Origin of the sequence: Pseudomonas sp. MN1F (assembly GCF_009391885.1) — a bacterium.
Classification (GTDB): Bacteria; Pseudomonadota; Gammaproteobacteria; order Pseudomonadales; family Pseudomonadaceae; genus Aquipseudomonas.
The window spans coordinates 81,609-97,848 of the sequence record NZ_VZII01000004.1 but is presented as its reverse complement, the minus strand read 5'-3'; the positions used below and the strand labels follow the sequence as shown (position 1 = coordinate 97,848).

The window sequence follows — 16,240 nt, the reverse complement described above, 5'->3', positions numbered from 1 at the left end:
ATCGAGTGGTGGGTGATGACGGGATCGAACCGCCGACCCTCTGCTTGTAAGGCAGATGCTCTCCCGGCTGAGCTAATCACCCTTCGTCTCGGTGTGGCGCGCATTCTACGGACGGCCTGCCACCCTGGCAAGCACTTTTTTAATTTTTCTCAAAAAAAATTCCAAGCCTTTCAAAGACCTAGCGCAGCCGAGGCTTTTCTTCCCTTATATGGCACTGCTGGCCCTCTGACAGGGTTGGCCTTGGAGCACTGCTCGGAGAATAATGCCCGCCTTATGCATTAAGGAGAGATTGCCCCCCATGTGGTTCAAGAACCTGCTGTCCTACCGCCTGACCCAGGAAGTACCGTTCGAGCCTGAAGCGCTGGAAGCTGCGCTGGCCACCAAGCCAGCCCGCTCGTGCGCCAGCCAGGAGCTGACCACCTACGGTTTCATCGCGCCATTCGGCAAGGGTGAAGACGCTCCCCTGGTGCACGTCAGCGGCGAGTTCCTGCTGATTGCCGCGCGCAAGGAAGAACGTATCCTGCCGAGCAGCGTGGTCAACGATGCGGTGAAGGAAAAGGTCGAAGAGATCGAGACCGAGCAAATGCGCAAGGTCTACAAGAAGGAGCGCGACCAGATCAAGGACGAGATCATCCAGGCCTTCCTGCCGCGCGCGTTTATCCGCCGCTCGATGATCTTCGCCGCCATCGCCCCGCGCCTTGGCATGATCCTGGTCAACTCGGCCAGCGCCAAGCGCGCCGAAGACCTGCTGTCGACCCTGCGTGAAGTGATGGGCTCGCTGCCGGTGCGCCCGGCCACGGTGAAGATCGCACCGACCGCGACCATGACCGACTGGGTCAAGTCGCAACAGGCTGCCGAAGGTTTCTATGTGCTGGACGAATGCGAGCTGCGTGACACCGCCGAAGACGGCGGCATCGTGCGCTGCAAGCGCCAGGACCTGACCAGCGAGGAAATCCAGCTGCACCTGAGCACCGGCAAGGTAGTCACTCAGCTGGCCTTGGCCTGGCAGGACAAGCTGTCGTTCGTGCTCGACGACAAGATGGTGATCAAGCGCCTGAAGTTCGAAGAGCTGCTGCAGGAGCAGGCCGAACAGGACGGTGGCGACGAAGCCGCGCAGCAGTTCGATGCCAGCTTCCAGCTGATGATGATGACCTTTGCCGAGTTCCTGCCGGCGCTGTTCGAAGTGCTCGGTGGCGAAGAGATTCCGCAAGGGGTCTAAAAGCAGCTGCAAGCTTCGAGCTGTAAGCTACAAGAACAATCAAAAGCGATAGTGCGGTGCCCCATGCGGCACCGTACTGCTTTCACTTGCAGCTTGAAGCTTGCCACTTGAAGCTGAAACCGGAGGTTTCCCAATGCGCGCCCTCGCCGCCCTCAGCCGCTTCGTCGGCAACACCTTCGCCCTGTGGGTGCTGGTGTTCGCCGTACTGGCCTTCCTGATGCCCCAGTGGTTCATCGCCCTCAAGGTGGCCATCGTGCCGCTGCTGGGCCTGGTGATGTTCGGCATGGGCCTGACCCTCAAGCTCGACGATTTTGCCGCCCTCGCCCGCCAGCCCTGGCGCGTGGCCCTGGGCGTGGTGGCGCATTTCGTGATCATGCCGGGCATGGCCTGGCTGCTGTGCCAGCTGTTCCACCTGCCGGCGGAAATCGCCGTGGGCGTGATCCTGGTCGGCTGCTGCCCGAGCGGCACGGCGTCGAACGTGATGGTCTGGCTGTCCAAAGGCGACCTGGCGCTGGCGGTGGCGATCGCCGCGGTAACCACCCTGCTCGCCCCACTGCTGACCCCGGCGCTGATCTGGTTCCTGGCTTCAGCCTGGCTGCCGGTGTCCTTCATGGACATGTTCTGGTCGATCCTGCAGCTGGTGATGCTGCCGATCGTGCTCGGCGTAGTGGCCCAGCGCTTGCTGGGTGCGCGGGTGCAGATGGCGGTGCAGGTGCTGCCACTGGTGTCGGTGGTGAGCATCGTGATGATCGTCTGCGCGGTGGTGGCGGCCAGCCAGGCCAAGATCGCCGAATCGGGGTTGCTGATCATGGCGGTGGTGGTGCTGCACAACACCTTTGGCTATCTGCTGGGCTACCTCACCGGCCGGCTCTGCAAGCTGCCGCTGGCCCAGCGCAAGTCGCTGGCACTGGAGGTGGGGATGCAGAACTCGGGGCTCGGGGCGGCGCTGGCGGCGGCGCATTTTTCGCCGCTGGCGGCGGTACCGAGCGCGCTGTTCAGCGTCTGGCACAACATTTCCGGGGCGCTGCTGTCGACCTGGTTCCGCAGGATGGAGGATTCATCGGCCGCCATTGAAGAGGTTGAGCCGGCCAGGCAATGATGTGTACCCTGATGGCCACTGTGAGGACGACCTCACGACGCACCGCGTGACCATCCCGGGGACGGCCCCATCATTCACAACGATGGAGACGCATCATGTCCTGGATCATCCTGTTCTTCGCCGGCCTGTTCGAGGTCGGCTGGGCCGTCGGCCTGAAATACACCGACGGCTTCAGCAAACCCCTCCCGACCGTACTCACCGTCGCTGCCATGGCCATCAGCCTGGGCCTGCTGGGCCTGGCCATGAAGGAATTGCCGTTGGGCACTGCCTATGCCATCTGGACCGGCGTCGGCGCCGTCGGCACGGTGATCGCCGGGATCATCCTGTTCGGCGAGTCGATGGCCTTGGTACGGCTGGCCAGCGTGGCGCTGATCATTACCGGCCTGATAGGCCTGAAAGTCAGCGCCAGCTGATTCCCCTTCCTTAACGCAGGCCGCCGCGCAGGCGGCTGACCTGCTCACGCAAGGTCTCTGGCTGCGCCGCCTCCACCGGGATGGCGGCGCCCGCCACGATGGTCACCTTTGACCACAGGCGCTTGAAGAAGCCCTTGGCCGGGTCGCGGCTGAAGAAGCTCCCCCACAGGCCCTGCAACGCCAGCGGAATTACCGGCACCGGGGTTTCTTCAAGGATGCGGCTGACGCCCCCCTTGAACACATCGATCTCGCCATCGCCGGTCAGTTTGCCCTCCGGGAAGATGCACACCAACTCACCGTCCGCCAGGTACTCGGCGATACGCGCGAAGGCTCGCTCGTAGGTGGCCTGGTCTTCGTTGCGCCCGGCAATCGGAATGGCGCCCGCCGTGCGGAACACGAAGTTGAGCACCGGCAGGTTGTAGATCTTGTAGTACATGACGAAGCGGATCGGCCGGCGGATCGCCCCGCCCAGCAGCAGCGCATCGACGAACGACACGTGGTTGCACACCAGCAGCGCCGCGCCTTCATCGGGGATGCGTTCGAGGTCGCGGTGCTGCACGCGGTACATCGAATGGCTGAGCAGCCAGATCAGGAAGCGCATGGTGAACTCGGGCACGATCCTGAAGATGTAGGCGTTGACCAGCACGTTGAGCAGCGACACCACCAGGAACAGCTGCGGGATGCTCAGCTTGAGCACACTCAGCAGGACAATGGTGAAGATCGCCGAGACCACCATGAACAGGGCATTGAGGATGTTGTTGGAGGCGATCACCCGGGCCCGTTGGTCTTCAGCGGTGCGCGCCTGGATCAGGGCATACAGCGGCACGATGTAGAACCCGCCGAACACACCGAGGCCGACGATCGACATCAGGATCCACCAGGCCTGGTGCATGCCCAGCAGCGCCAGCCAGTCGTGCGGCTGGTCACCAGCTGGCACGTCACCCGAGTGCCACCACCAGAGCAGGCCGAACAGGGTCAGGCCGAACGAGCCGAACGGTACCAGGCCGATTTCCACCTTGCGCCCACTGAGGCGTTCGCACAGCAGCGAACCGAGGGCGATGCCCACCGAGAACAGGGTCAGTACCAGGGTCACTGCGGTCTCGTCGCCGTGCAGCCACTCCTGGGCGTAAGTCGGGATCTGCGTCAGGTAGATGGCGCCGACGAACCAGAACCACGAATTGCCGACGATCGAGCGCGACACCGCCGGGGTCTGCCCCAGGCCCATGCGCAGGATCACCCACGACTGCTTGAAGATGTTCCAGTCCAGCGTCATCTGCGGCGACGCAGCCGCGGCCCGGGGGATCCAGCGGCTGGCCAGGTAACCCAGCACGGCAGTGCCGACCACGCCGCCGGCCACCACCGTGGCGTAACTGTCGTGGGCCATCATCACCCCGGCGCCAATGGTGCCGACCAGGATGGCGAGGAAAGTGCCCATCTCCACCAGGCCGTTACCACCGACCAGCTCTTCTTCACGCAGGGCCTGGGGCAGGATCGAGTACTTCACCGGGCCGAACAGCGCCGAGTGGGTGCCCATGCCGAACAGCGCCAGCAGCATCAGCGTGAGGTGGTTGGTGACGAAGCCGATGGCGCCAACCGCCATGATGACGATCTCGGCCAGCTTGATCGCGCGGATCAGCGCGTCCTTGGCGAACTTCTCGCCAAACTGCCCGCCCAGCGCCGAGAACAGGAAGAACGGCAGGATGAACAGCAGCGCGCAGAGGTTGACCCAGATCGAACGGTCACCGTCGCCCAGGCTGAGCTTGAACAGGATCGCCAGGATCAGCGACTGCTTGAACAGGTTGTCGTTGAAGGCACCCAGCAGCTGGGTGACGAAGAACGGCAGGAAACGCCGCTTGCCGAGCAAGGTGAATTGCGAGGGGTGACTCATCGTCCTTGTTCCTGAGTGTCTTTTGTCATTGGAGGCACGCGAAGCGCTGCGAGCCACAAATCTGCATGGGAAAGCCTGTGCCTGGCAAGAAACACGGGGCAACACCGGAACCCGCTCACAATTTGATATCACAGTGACATTAATTTCAGCCCAATCACTGTTCAGATTTTGTTACATGAGCCGATAATTCATATAGATGACTATATCTGACAGAAGGAACAGACCTCAGGTCTCCTCCAACGCATAAGAAAAGGAGCTCGGCAGTAATGTTTACCTGGTTTGGCGACCTCAAGATCGCCCACAAACTCTTCCTCGGTTTCGGCCTGGTGCTGTGCCTGACACTGGTGCAGTCGCTGATCAGCTGGGACGGCCTGGGCAGCCTGGTACGGCGCAGCGAGGTAGTCAGCGATGTATCGCGCCTCAACGACGCCCTCGGCGACCTGCGCGAAGCGCGCTTGCGTCATGCCATGGCCAATGGCGCCCCAGCCGAGAGCAAGCAACTGCAGGCTGCGCTGGACGCCTTCAAGCCGACGCTGGCCAAGCTGCGCGAGGTGATGGTCAAGGCGCAGAGCCATGCGCTGATCAATGCCGCCGATCAGGCCTTGCAGGGCTACAGCGGCAACCAGGCCGCCAGTTTCCGCGCCTATGAGAAGATGCGCGCCGCACAGAAGGAGATGGGCGAACTGGCCACCCAGTCGTTTGCCAGCATCGAGCAGATTCGCAACCAGGTACGCGCCTTGCCCGATGCCGAGCAGCGCTTCGTGCGCATTGAGGCCATCAACCAGATCCGCGAAAACCTGATCCTGCTGCGCTATCACGTTCGCGGCTACACCGGAAACACCAACGCCGAGACCGAGAAGCTGATGAACGCCCAGATCGCCAGCACGGTGAACGACCTGCCTGGGCTGGTCGCCCGCTTCAACGGCAATTTCCCGCAGCATTTCCAGCAACTGGAGCAACAGGTGCACGCCTATGCGAAGGCCGTCGAGGCGTTCCGTGGCGAGGTCAGCAACCTGGTGGGCTACCGCGCCGCCATGGCCAACGACATCGAGACCCTTAATGGTGTCATCGGTCAACTGCTGGACGACCAGGCCGTGTGGGTCGCCAAGGACAGCCATTTCGCCCGCACCCTGCAGATCGCCACTACCCTGCTCGCCTTGCTGCTCGGTGCCCTGGCTGCCATGGGTATTGCCCGGCAGATCAGCCAGCCGCTGCGCCAGGCACTGAAAACCATGGAACAGGTGGCTGCCGGTGACCTCAGCGAACAACCGGCCAGCCGCCGCCGCGACGAAGTCGGCCAACTGCAGAACGCCCTGCAGGGCATGACCCGCAACCTGCGCGAGCTGATTGCCCAGGTGCGCGATGGCATTTCGCAGATTGCCAGCGCTACCGAGGAGCTTTCGGCAATCACCGAGCAGACCAGTGCCGGTGCCAACAACCAGAAGGTGGAAACCGACCAGGTGGCCACGGCCATGCAGGAAATGGCCGCCACCGTGCACGAGGTAGCGCGCAATGCCGGCGAGGCCTCCGTGGCCGCCAGCGCCACCGACGAGGAAGCCCGCGAAGGTGACAGCGTGGTCAACCGCGCCGTGGCCCAGATCAGCCGCCTGGCCAGCCAGGTGGATGCCACGGGCGAGGCCATGGGGGCGCTGCGCACCGAGAGCCAGCGTATCGGCAAGGTCATGGACGTGATCAAGGCCGTGGCCGAACAGACCAACTTGCTCGCGCTCAATGCCGCCATCGAAGCGGCCCGAGCCGGTGAAGCAGGCCGTGGCTTTGCCGTGGTGGCCGATGAAGTGCGCAGCCTGGCACAGCGCACCCAGGCATCGACACTGGAGATCGAATCGGCAATCGGCAGCCTTGAGGAAGGCACTCGCTCGGTGAGCGAATTGATGGAGCAGAGCCAGAGCCTGACCGAAAGCAGCGTGGCACTGGTGCGTGAGGCCGGGGTAGCGCTGGAGGGGATTACCCAGCGCGTGTCGGGGATCCAGCTGATGAACCAGCAGATTGCGGCGGCTTCGGAACAGCAGAGCGCGGTGGCTGAAGAGATCAGCCGCAGTGTGGTGACGGTGCGTGATATTTCCGAGCAGACGGCTGAAGCCAGCCTGCAGACTTCGGCGTCCAGCGTGGAGCTGGCGCGGTTGGGTGGGCAGTTGCAGCAGATGATCAGCCGGTTCCGCTTCTGATCGACAAAAATGCCCTGCTGCCGGTGTCGGCAGCGGGGCATCTTTTAGAGTGACTTCGCCTGCACCCGCGAAGGGGCCGGTAAAAGCCCCCGATCATTCAAACCCGAACAGCGCCTGCGCGGTATCCGCCAGCAGCGCCCGGCGCAATTCAGCCGAGCAGCCCAAGGCTTCGAACTGCTCGACGACCCTGGCAAAGCTCACCACTGACTCATGCTGGGTATGCGGCCAATCGCTGCCCCACATCAACCGCTCGGCACCATAATGGGCTTCAAGCGCACACAGGGCCTGACGTGCAAACGCCAGGTTCTGCTCCGGCGTGCCTTCCAGCCGGTAGATACCCGACACCTTGACCCACACCTTGCCCTTGCCACCCAGCGTCAGCAGCTCGGCAAACCCCGGCTGCCCAAGCCCCAGGCGGGCATCGGGCCGACCGAAATGGTCGACCACAATGTTCAGCCCATAAGGCTCCAGGGCCCGCACCAGCGCAGGAATGTCCGCGACATGGCGGTGCAGTTCCAGGTGCCAGCCCTGTTCGCCAACACGCTCCAGCATCGGTCGCCATTCGGCCCCCGTCAGGTCTGGCAGGTTCTGCCCCATGAGGTTCAGGCGCACGCCCCTGACCCCAAGCCGATGCATCTCCTGCAATGTCTCGCGCTCGACGTCCCGATCAAGCATCACCACCCCGCGCAACTGCCCCGGCACGGTCTGCAGGGCGCTGAGCAGGTAGCGGTTGTCAGTGCCCAGGAAACTGGGCTGCACCAACACGCCATGGCTGAAACCATGGGCCAGCAGCTGGCCCAGGTAGTCACCCAATGGCGCATCGTAGCTGGGCGCGTAACGCCGCTCGCTGGCCAGGTTCAGCCCACGGCTGAACACGTGGGCATGGCTGTCGATGGCGGTCAGGTGTGAAACGGGAACGTCGGGCATGGTCATCACAGGACAGTCAGGTTACTTGGCGACAGCGCCAGCCATTTCCGGCGCTGGCGTGGCCTCAAGGTTGCGGCCACGGGTTTCCGGCAGGCACAGCGCGGCGAGCATGGCCACGCCGTATGCGATGCCGGCATCGATACCGATCGCGCTACCTAGCGACATGGATTCGCTCATGTGGCCGACCAGGAACGGGAACACCGCCGACAGCACGCGGCCGAAGTTGTAGCAGAAGCCGACCCCGGCACCGCGCACGTCGGCCGGGTACAGCTCATTGAAGAACGCCCCCAGGCTGGCCGGGATGCCGGCGGCAAAGAAGCCAAGCGGGAAGCCGAGGAACAGCATCTGGGTATTGCTCAGGGGGAAGAACACATAGGCCTGCACCGTGAGCACGCAGCACAGCGCGAACAACAGGATGTTCTTGCGCCGGCCGATGCGGTCGATCAGCAGGCCGCTGACCACGCAACCACACCAGAAGGCGAAGATGATCACCGCCAGGTAGCCACCGGAGTTCAGTACCGACAGGTTGCGTTCGGTCTTGAGGAAGGTCGGCAGCCAGGTCATCACCGCGTGGTAACCGCCGTGCGCGCCCAGGCCCAGCAGGCCGCCGAGCAGGGTCACGCGCAGCAGCTCTGGGCGGAAGATGCCGGACATCGACTTGAAGAAGCTGCCGGGAATGGCCTTCTCCTTCTGCAGGCGCTGGAAGCTGTCCGGCTCTGGCACGTTGCGGCGTACCCAGATAATCAGCAGCGACGGCAGCAGGCCGACGAAGAACATCACCCGCCAGGCGTACTCGGCCGGCACCAGCGAATAGATCAGGGTGAACAGCCCCACTGCCAGGCCCCAGCCCACGGCCCAGGCGCTCTGCACGGTGCCCATGACCTTGCCGCGGTATTTCGGGTTGATGGTCTCGGCCATCAGCACCGCACCGGCCGCCCACTCGCCACCGATGCCGAAGCCCTGCATGGCCTTGACGAACAGCAACGGGTAGAAGCCGGTGACGAACGCCGAAAGGAAGGTGAAGAAGGAGAACCAGAGGATCATCCACTGCAGGGTGCGCACGCGGCCATAACGGTCCGACAGGGTGCCGCCGAGCCAACCACCGATTGCCGAGGTAACCAGGGTCAGGCCGCTGATCAGGCCGGCATCGCCCTTGGTCAGGGAGAACGCGGCGATCAGCGCGGGGATGGCCAGGCCGAACATCTGCACTTCCAGCGCATCGAGCGACCAGCCACCGAAACAGGCCCAGAACGTCTTGCGTTCCCGTGAAGTGATCTGGCGGTACCAGCTGAACATGATTGTTATCCTTCTAGTCGTGTGTGTTACGGGCAGGCGAAGCCACTGCGCCGTGGCAGAACGGCGCAGACGGGTAACGGGCGAAGCGGCCGGCTTAACGGCTCAGCGAATCTCGACGCGGTAGCGGAAGTGCTGCGCGTGGCCGCGCGAGCGGCGCCATTCCAGCGGTTTGCCGGCGTAATCGCGGGCCAGGCGCTCGATCACCACCACCGGGCTGTCGACCGGCAGTTGCAACAGGCGGCCATGGGCTGCGTCGACCGCTTCGGCGGTCAGGGTCTCTTCGGCGTAGGCAACCACCTGGCCGCACAGCTCCTCGTAGATGGGGTAGAGCAGCGGGCCTTTGCTATCCAGCTCGACGTCGAGCAGTGGCTGGAAGGTCTGGCGCGGCAGCCAGATTTCCTCGGCAAGCACCGGCTGGGCGCCGAGCAGACGGGTACGGACAATGCGGATGACCTCGGCCTCGACGGCCAGGCCCAAGGCCTGGGCAACGGCCGACGGTGCCAATACCGGCTCGATCGAGAGGATGCGGCTTTCCGGCATCAGCCGCTCGCCGGTAGCGCTTTCGAAGCGGAAGAAGCGGAACAGCGAAGACTGGAACTGCGGGCGGCGGATGAAGGTGCCGCGGCCCTGCTGACGCTCCAGCACGCCTTCGGCGACCAGCACGTCGACGGCCTTGCGCACGGTGCCGACGGACATGTCGAACTCGGTGGCCAGGGCGGCTTCGGTGGGAATGGCCTCGCCCGGACGCCAGCGGTTGTTGGCGATCTGCTCGATCAGGTGATCGCGCAGCTGTTGATAGCGTGGTAGTCGAGCATCACCTGACAGTGGGTGCATGGGTCGGCTCTCGTCTTGTTATGTAAACATATATATGAATTTTCGGAGAGTATTCCCCGTGGGGTACGGGCTGTCAATCCTCCGCTGGTCGCCGTCGCTGGCCTCGCTTATCCTCAAGCATCGGAAATCCCCACAACAAGGACGTGGTAATGCTCGCCGCCCTGAAAGGCTATCCCGCCAGCGTCCGCCTGTTACTGGCCACCACGTTCACGCTGACTGTCGCCCGTGCCCTCACCCTGCCCTACCTGGTGGTTTACCTGGCCGACAACTTCAAGTTGTCGGTCGGCCAGATCGGCCTGCTGATCGGTGGCGCACTGATCGTCGCCTCGCTGCTGAGCCTGTACGGCGGGCACCTGGTCGACACCGTGCGCAACCACACCCTGGTCAGCGCCAGCACGCTGGTCTTCGCCCTCGCCTTCGTGGCGGCCATCGCCAGCCGTTCGGTGTGGCTGTTCTTCACCTGCCTGGTGCTGATCAACCTGGCCCTGGCGGTGGTCGACATCGCCGCCAAGGCCGGCTTCTGCGCGCTGCTGCCGGTGGAGCAACGGGCCGAGGTGTTCGCCATCAAGTACACCCTGAGCAACGTCGGCTATGCCGTCGGCCCGCTGCTCGGCGTGGCCATGCTGGAGCTGGACGATCACCTGCCGTTCGTTGCCTCTGCGCTGACCGGCCTGGGCATGTGCCTGGCCTACTGGCGGCTCGGCGACCGTGGCCTGCAGGCCAGCGCACAGGAGCAGCCGGGCGCCGGGTTCACTCAGGTGGCGCTGGGGCTGGCGCGTGACCGTCGGCTGGTGTGCTTCACCTTGGGCGGGGTACTGAGTGCGGTGGTGTTCGGCCAGTTCACCGCCTATCTGTCGCAGTACCTGGTGGTGACCAGCAGCGCCAGCGAGGCGGCGCGGCTGGTCGGCTACCTGGTGACCACCAACGCCGTCACGGTGATCGCCCTGCAGTACCTGATCGGTCGGCGCATCGGCCGCCAGCAGCTGATGCCCTGGCTGCTGGCCGGCATGGCGCTGTTCATTGCCGGGTTGCTGGGTTTTGCGGCGGCCGGGTCGCCCTTGGCCTGGTGCCTGGCAATGCTGGTGTTCACCCTCGGTGAGATCATCGTGATCCCTGCCGAGTACATGTTCATCGACCTGATCGCCCCTGAGCACCTGCGCGGGGTGTATTACGGGGCGCAGAACCTGTCCAACCTCGGGGCGGCGCTGGGGCCGGTGATGGTGGGCTTCGCCCTGGGGCGGTGGTGGCCGGGGCTGATCTTCTACCTGCTGGTGATGTCGGTGATACTGGCAGGGGTGTTCTACTGGCTGGGCACCCGCAGAGCTTGATGCTGCCTGCGACGACTCACCGCTGCGACCATCGTCGGCGCTGACGAACCGCCGCCTGCGTGCCAGACTGATTGATCGGGACCGCGTTATCTTTTTTGCTCCGGAGTCTTCATGTCGTTGTCCAGCGGGCTGATCGCCGTGGTCGCCCTGGCCTATATGGCCGTCATGTTCGCCATCGCCTTCTACGGCGACCGCCGCAGCACGCCGTTGCCGCCGCGCCTGCGTGCGTGGGTGTACAGCCTGTCGCTGGCGGTGTACTGCACCAGCTGGACGTTCTTCGGCGCGGTCGGCCAGGCGGCCGAACAGCTCTGGGCGTTCCTGCCGATCTACCTCGGGCCGATCCTGCTGCTGATCTTCGCGCCGTGGGTGCTGCAGAAGATGGTGCTGATCAGCAAGCAGCAGAACATCACCTCGATCGCCGACTTCATTGCCGCCCGCTACGGCAAGTCGCAGTCCCTGGCCGTGGTGGTGGCGCTGATCTGTCTGGTCGGCGTGCTGCCTTATATTGCCCTGCAACTGAAGGGCATCGTACTCGGCGTCAACCTGCTGATCGGCGCCAACGCCGACGCCACCGGCACCCGCGTGCAGGACACCGCACTGGTGGTATCGCTGGTGCTGGCACTGTTCGCCATCGTCTTCGGCACGCGCAGCCTGGATGTCACCGAGCACCACCGCGGCATGGTCCTGGCGATTGCCTTCGAGTCGCTGATCAAGCTGTTGGCATTCCTCGCCGTGGGCGTGTTCGTGGTGTTCAACCTGTACGACGGCTTCGACGACCTGTTCACCCAGGCGCGCCAGTCGGTGCAGCTGGACAACTACTGGCAGGAAACCATCAACTGGCCGTCGATGGTGGTACAGACCGCCGTGGCGATGATGGCGATCATCTGCCTGCCGCGGCAGTTCCACGTCACCGTGGTGGAGAATATCGAAGCCCAGGACATGCGCCTGGCGCGCTGGGTGTTCCCGCTGTACCTGGCCCTGGCTGCGCTGTTCGTGGTGCCGATCGCCCTGGCTGGGCAGATGCTGCTGCCGGGTACGGTGATATCCGATTCCTTCGTCATCAGCCTGCCGTTGGCCGAAGCGCACCCTAGCCTGGCCCTGCTGGCCTTCATCGGCGGTGCTTCGGCCGCCACCGGCATGGTCATCGTCGAGGCCGTGGCGCTGTCGACCATGGTCTCCAACGACATGCTGCTGCCCTGGCTGCTGCGCCGCAACAACGCCGAGCGGCCGTTCGAAGCGTTCCGCCACTGGATGCTGTCGGTGCGCCGGGTGACCATCGTGGTGATCCTGCTGCTGGCCTATGTCAGCTACCGCCTGCTCGGCTCTACCGCGAGCCTGGCGACCATCGGCCAGATCGCCTTTGCCGCCGTCACCCAACTGACCCCGGCCATGCTCGGCGCGCTGTACTGGAAGCAGGCCAACCGCCGTGGCGTGTTCGCCGGCCTGGCAGCGGGCATCTTCCTGTGGTTCTACACCCTGGTGCTGCCGATCATCGCCCATAGCCTGGGCCTGTCGCTGGGGCTGTTCCCGGGCCTCGCGTGGCTGCACGGCAACCCACTCAACCTGCCGATCAGCCCCTTGACCCAGGGCGTGGTGCTGTCGCTGGCGGGCAACTTCACCCTGTTCGTGTGGGTGTCGATGCTGTCGCGCACCCGCGTGTCGGAACACTGGCAGGCCGGCCGCTTCATCGGCCAGCAGACCAGCGCCCGGCCCAGCAGCAAACCGTTGCTGGCGGTGCAGATCGAAGACCTGCTCACCCTCGCCTCGCGCTTCGTTGGCGAGGAGCGCGCACGACAAAGCTTCATCCGCTTCGCCTATCGCCAGGGCAAAGGGTTCAACCCCAACCAGAACGCCGACGGCGACTGGATCGAGCACACCGAACGCCTGCTTGCCGGCGTGCTCGGCACCTCCTCGACCCGTGCCGTGGTCAAGGCCGCCATCGAAGGCCGCGACATGCAGCTTGAGGACGTGGTGCGCATCGCCGATGAAGCCAGCGAGGTGCTGCAGTTCAACCGTGCTTTGCTGCAGGGCGCCATCGAGAACATCAACCAGGGCATCAGCGTGGTCGACCAGAACCTGCATCTGGTGGCGTGGAACCGCCGCTACCTGGAGTTGTTCAACTACCCCGAGGGGCTGATCAGCGTCGGCCGGCCGATCGCCGATATCATCCGCTACAACGCCGAGCGCGGCCTGTGCGGCCCGGGCGAGGCGCAAGTCCATGTGGCGCGACGCCTGCACTGGATGCGCCAGGGCCGTGCCCACTCTTCAGAGCGGCTGTTCCCCAACGGCCGGGTAATCGAACTGATCGGCAACCCGATGCCCGGCGGCGGCTTTGTCATGAGCTTCACCGACATCACCCCATTCCGCGAGGCCGAACAGGCGCTGCGCGACGCCAATGAACGCCTGGAGCAGCGCGTGGCCGAACGTACCCACGAGCTGTCGCAACTCAACCAGGCGCTGTCGGAAGCCAAGAGCCAGGCCGAAGCGGTAAGCAAGTCCAAGACCCGCTTCCTGGCTGCGGTCAGCCACGACCTGATGCAGCCGCTGAACGCCGCAAGGCTGTTCTCCGCGGCCTTGTCGCAGCAGGCCGAAGGCATGAACGAAGAGGCCCAGCAGCTGGTGCAGCACATGGACAGCTCGCTGCGCTCGGCCGAAGAGCTGATCAGCGACCTGCTGGACATCTCACGCCTGGAAAACGGCAAGATCACCCCCGACGCCAAACCCTTCGCCCTCAACGAACTGTTCGACACCCTTGGCGCCGAGTTCAAGGTGCTGGCCGCCGAAAAGGGCCTGGAGTTCCGCCTGCGCGGCAGCCGCCTGCGAGTCGACAGCGACATGAAGCTGCTGCGCCGGGTGCTGCAGAACTTCCTTACCAATGCCCTGCGCTACGGCAAGAGCCCGATCCTGCTAGGCGTACGCCGCCAGGGCGAACACCTGTGGCTGGAGGTGTGGGACCGTGGCCCGGGGATTGCCGACGACAAGCTGCAGGTGATTTTCCAGGAATTCAAGCGCCTGGACAGCCACCAGACCCGCGCCGAAAAAGGCCTGGGCCTGGGCCTGGCGATTGCCGACGGCCTGTGCCGGGTGCTTGGCCACACGCTGGAAGTGCGCTCCTGGCCCGGCAAGGGCACGGTGTTCCGCGTCAAGGTACCGATTGCCCATCAGGCTGCGGCAGCACCGAGCGCCCCGGTGGAAACCGCGAGCCAGCCGTTGGCCGGCTTGCAGGTGCTGTGCGTGGACAACGAAGACAGCATCCTGATCGGCATGAACAGCCTGCTCAGCCGCTGGGGCTGCCAGGTGTGGACTGCACGCAACCGCGCCGAATGCGAAGCGCTGCTGGCCAAGGGCATGCGCCCGCACCTGGCGCTGGTGGACTTCCACCTGGATGACGGCGAAACCGGCACCGGGCTGATGGGCTGGTTACGTGCGCGCCTGGGCGAGCCGGTGCCCGGCGTGGTGATCAGCGCCGACGGCAGCAAGGAAACCCTGGCTACCGTGCATGGCGCAGGCCTGGATTACCTGGCCAAACCGGTGAAACCGGCGGCCTTGCGCGCCCTGCTCAATCGCCATCTGAGCCTGGTTCAGTAACCGCCTCGTCGGCCAGCGCCTCGTCTGACAGTGCCCGCTCCAGCAGCTCGGCCGGCAGGCTCTTGCTGGCACGCGCACCGAGCAGCTTGAGCTGTTCGCTGCGGCTGACCAGGTTGCCGCGCCCTTCGCACAGTTTGTTGCGTGCTGCGGCGTAGGCCTTGTCGACCTGCTGCAGGCGGTTGCCGAGTTCGTCCAGGTCCTGGATGAACAGCACGAACTTGTCGTACAGCCAACCGGCGCGCTCGGCGATCTCGCGGGCGTTCTGGCCCTGACGTTCCTGCTTCCACAAGCTGTCGATGACCCGCAGGGTGGCCAGCAAGGTGGTCGGGCTGACGATCACGATCTGCCGGTCGAAGGCTTCCTGGAACAGGTTGGGCTCGGCCTGCAAGGCTGCCGAGAAGGCCGCCTCGATCGGCACGAACAGCAGCACGAAATCCAGGCTGTGCAGGCCTTCGAGACGGTTGTAATCCTTGCTCGACAGGCCTTTGACATGGTTACGCAGCGACTGCACGTGCTGCTTGAGCGCGGCTTCGTCATTGCTGCCGACAAATTGCTGGTAGGCGGTGAGGCTGACCTTGGCATCGACCACTACTTGCTTGTCGCCGGGCAGCATGATCAGCACGTCAGGCTGGAAGCGCTCGCCGTCGGCGCTCTTCAGGCTGACCTGGGTCTGGTATTCGCGGCCTTTCTCCAGGCCAGCATGTTCCAGCACCCGCTCGAGGATCAGCTCGCCCCAGTTGCCCTGGGTTTTCTGGCCCTTGAGTGCCTGGGTCAGGTTGGTAGCTTCGTCGGACAGGCGCAGGTTGAGTTGCTGCAGGCGCTCCAGCTCCTTGCCCAGCGAGAAGCGCTCGCGGGCTTCCTGCTGGTAGCTTTCCTCGACGCGCTTTTCGAACGCCTGGATGCGCTCCTTGAGCGGGTCGAGCAACTGGCCCAGGTGCTGCTGGCTGGTCTGGGCGAAGCGTTGCTCGCGCTCGTCGAAGATTTTCGTGGCCAGGTCGGCGAACTGGGCGCGCAGGGTGTCACGGGCCTCCTGAAGGTCTTCCAGGCGCTGCTGGTGGCTGTCCTGTTGTTCGCGCAGCTCGGCTTCCAGGCGCGCGGTCTGGGCCTCCAGGCGACGCAGTTCGGCTTCGCGATTGGCGCGTTCGAGGTGCCAGGCGTGAGCCGCATCACGGGCATTGTCGCGGTCGATCTGCAGCAGCTCCAGTTCACGGCCTTGCGCGGCCAGTTGAGTCTGCTTGACGGTGTTGGCTTCGCTGAGGTCGCTGACCTCGTCGCGGCTGGCGTCCAGTTGCGCCTGCAGGCCGGCCTGAGCCAGTTGCGCACTGTTCAGGCGCTCCTCGAGCAGGGCCAGCTCGCCCTGCCGCGCGCCGTGACGGCGCTGCACCTGCATGACCCACCCCAGGCAAGGCAAGGCCCCTGCCACCAAGCCCAGCAGAATGCTGGTCAGATCCACTGTCATGCT

At 64.5% G+C, this 16,240-nt stretch carries 11 protein-coding genes, 1 tRNA gene and 1 pseudogene; 7 read left to right on the top strand and 6 right to left on the bottom strand.

Features of this window, described 5'->3' with window-relative positions:
* Positions 1-6 precede the first annotated feature (6 nt).
* A tRNA-Val gene (locus F6X59_RS01935) sits at positions 7-82 on the bottom strand.
* Positions 83-298: 216 nt separating this feature from the next.
* Between F6X59_RS01935 and rdgC the strand changes: the two genes are divergently transcribed.
* From rdgC to sugE, 3 genes are all read left to right on the top strand, one after another.
* On the top strand, positions 299-1,219 hold the full coding sequence (gene rdgC, locus F6X59_RS01930; RefSeq protein WP_152954156.1) for a recombination-associated protein RdgC: 921 nt from the start codon (positions 299-301) through the stop codon (positions 1,217-1,219).
* 133 nt (positions 1,220-1,352) lie between these two features.
* Entirely contained in the window at positions 1,353-2,318 is a 966-nt protein-coding gene (locus F6X59_RS01925; RefSeq protein ID WP_152954155.1) for a bile acid:sodium symporter family protein, read from the top strand.
* Between the two features lie 95 nt (positions 2,319-2,413).
* A complete protein-coding gene (gene sugE, locus F6X59_RS01920) occupies positions 2,414-2,731 on the top strand; it encodes a quaternary ammonium compound efflux SMR transporter SugE (RefSeq protein WP_152954154.1) in 318 nt (105 codons plus the stop codon).
* Positions 2,732-2,741: 10 nt separating this feature from the next.
* Here the strand turns inward: sugE and F6X59_RS01915 are convergent, their stop codons facing one another.
* Complete coding sequence (locus F6X59_RS01915; RefSeq protein WP_152954153.1) at positions 2,742-4,619, bottom strand: MFS transporter; 1,878 nt, start codon at positions 4,617-4,619, stop codon at positions 2,742-2,744.
* Positions 4,620-4,885: 266 nt separating this feature from the next.
* Here F6X59_RS01915 and F6X59_RS28875 point away from each other — a divergent pair.
* Positions 4,886-5,950, top strand: a pseudogene (locus F6X59_RS28875) (methyl-accepting chemotaxis protein); the annotation flags it as partial.
* On the top strand, positions 5,942-6,805 hold the full coding sequence (locus tag F6X59_RS28870; RefSeq protein WP_372240274.1) for a methyl-accepting chemotaxis protein: 864 nt from the start codon (positions 5,942-5,944) through the stop codon (positions 6,803-6,805). The pseudogene F6X59_RS28875 and the gene F6X59_RS28870, both read left to right, overlap by 9 nt.
* 93 nt (positions 6,806-6,898) lie before the next feature.
* On the opposite strand, the gene F6X59_RS01905 is transcribed toward F6X59_RS28870, so the two are convergent.
* The 3 genes from F6X59_RS01905 to F6X59_RS01895 all read right to left on the bottom strand — a co-directional run bounded on the left by F6X59_RS01905 (position 6,899) and on the right by F6X59_RS01895 (position 9,862).
* Positions 6,899-7,732: an amidohydrolase gene (locus F6X59_RS01905; RefSeq protein WP_152954151.1), complete on the bottom strand. Its 834-nt coding sequence runs from the start codon at positions 7,730-7,732 to the stop codon at positions 6,899-6,901.
* A 21-nt stretch (positions 7,733-7,753) separates the two neighbouring features.
* On the bottom strand, positions 7,754-9,028 hold the full coding sequence (locus tag F6X59_RS01900) for an MFS transporter (protein WP_152954150.1): 1,275 nt from the start codon (positions 9,026-9,028) through the stop codon (positions 7,754-7,756).
* Between the two features lie 102 nt (positions 9,029-9,130).
* Complete coding sequence (locus tag F6X59_RS01895; RefSeq protein WP_152954149.1) at positions 9,131-9,862, bottom strand: GntR family transcriptional regulator; 732 nt, start codon at positions 9,860-9,862, stop codon at positions 9,131-9,133.
* Between the two features lie 149 nt (positions 9,863-10,011).
* On the opposite strand from F6X59_RS01895, the gene F6X59_RS01890 reads away from it, so the two are divergent.
* Positions 10,012-11,190, top strand: coding sequence for an MFS transporter (locus F6X59_RS01890; protein WP_152954148.1), 1,179 nt, complete (start codon positions 10,012-10,014; stop codon positions 11,188-11,190).
* 111 nt (positions 11,191-11,301) lie between these two features.
* Positions 11,302-14,778: a hybrid sensor histidine kinase/response regulator gene (locus F6X59_RS01885; RefSeq protein WP_152954147.1), complete on the top strand. Its 3,477-nt coding sequence runs from the start codon at positions 11,302-11,304 to the stop codon at positions 14,776-14,778.
* Here F6X59_RS01885 and rmuC read toward each other — a convergent pair.
* Positions 14,750-16,123, bottom strand: coding sequence for a DNA recombination protein RmuC (gene rmuC, locus F6X59_RS01880; RefSeq protein WP_178120022.1), 1,374 nt, complete (start codon positions 16,121-16,123; stop codon positions 14,750-14,752). The two genes, F6X59_RS01885 and rmuC, sit on opposite strands and share 29 nt — an antisense overlap.
* Positions 16,124-16,240: the final 117 nt, after the last annotated feature.

What these genes read in the sequence shown, in the direction of transcription:
- rdgC (WP_152954156.1), top strand. Translation starts at nt 299, where the DNA reads ATGTGGTTCAAGAACCTGCTGTCCTACCGCCTGACCCAGGAAGTACCG.
- F6X59_RS01925 (WP_152954155.1), top strand. Translation starts at nt 1,353, where the DNA reads ATGCGCGCCCTCGCCGCCCTCAGCCGCTTCGTCGGCAACACCTTCGCC.
- sugE (WP_152954154.1), top strand. Translation starts at nt 2,414, where the DNA reads ATGTCCTGGATCATCCTGTTCTTCGCCGGCCTGTTCGAGGTCGGCTGG.
- F6X59_RS01915 (WP_152954153.1), bottom strand. Translation starts at nt 4,619, where the DNA reads ATGAGTCACCCCTCGCAATTCACCTTGCTCGGCAAGCGGCGTTTCCTG.
- F6X59_RS28870 (WP_372240274.1), top strand. Translation starts at nt 5,942, where the DNA reads ATGACCCGCAACCTGCGCGAGCTGATTGCCCAGGTGCGCGATGGCATT.
- F6X59_RS01905 (WP_152954151.1), bottom strand. Translation starts at nt 7,732, where the DNA reads ATGCCCGACGTTCCCGTTTCACACCTGACCGCCATCGACAGCCATGCC.
- F6X59_RS01900 (WP_152954150.1), bottom strand. Translation starts at nt 9,028, where the DNA reads ATGTTCAGCTGGTACCGCCAGATCACTTCACGGGAACGCAAGACGTTC.
- F6X59_RS01895 (WP_152954149.1), bottom strand. Translation starts at nt 9,862, where the DNA reads ATGCACCCACTGTCAGGTGATGCTCGACTACCACGCTATCAACAGCTG.
- F6X59_RS01890 (WP_152954148.1), top strand. Translation starts at nt 10,012, where the DNA reads ATGCTCGCCGCCCTGAAAGGCTATCCCGCCAGCGTCCGCCTGTTACTG.
- F6X59_RS01885 (WP_152954147.1), top strand. Translation starts at nt 11,302, where the DNA reads ATGTCGTTGTCCAGCGGGCTGATCGCCGTGGTCGCCCTGGCCTATATG.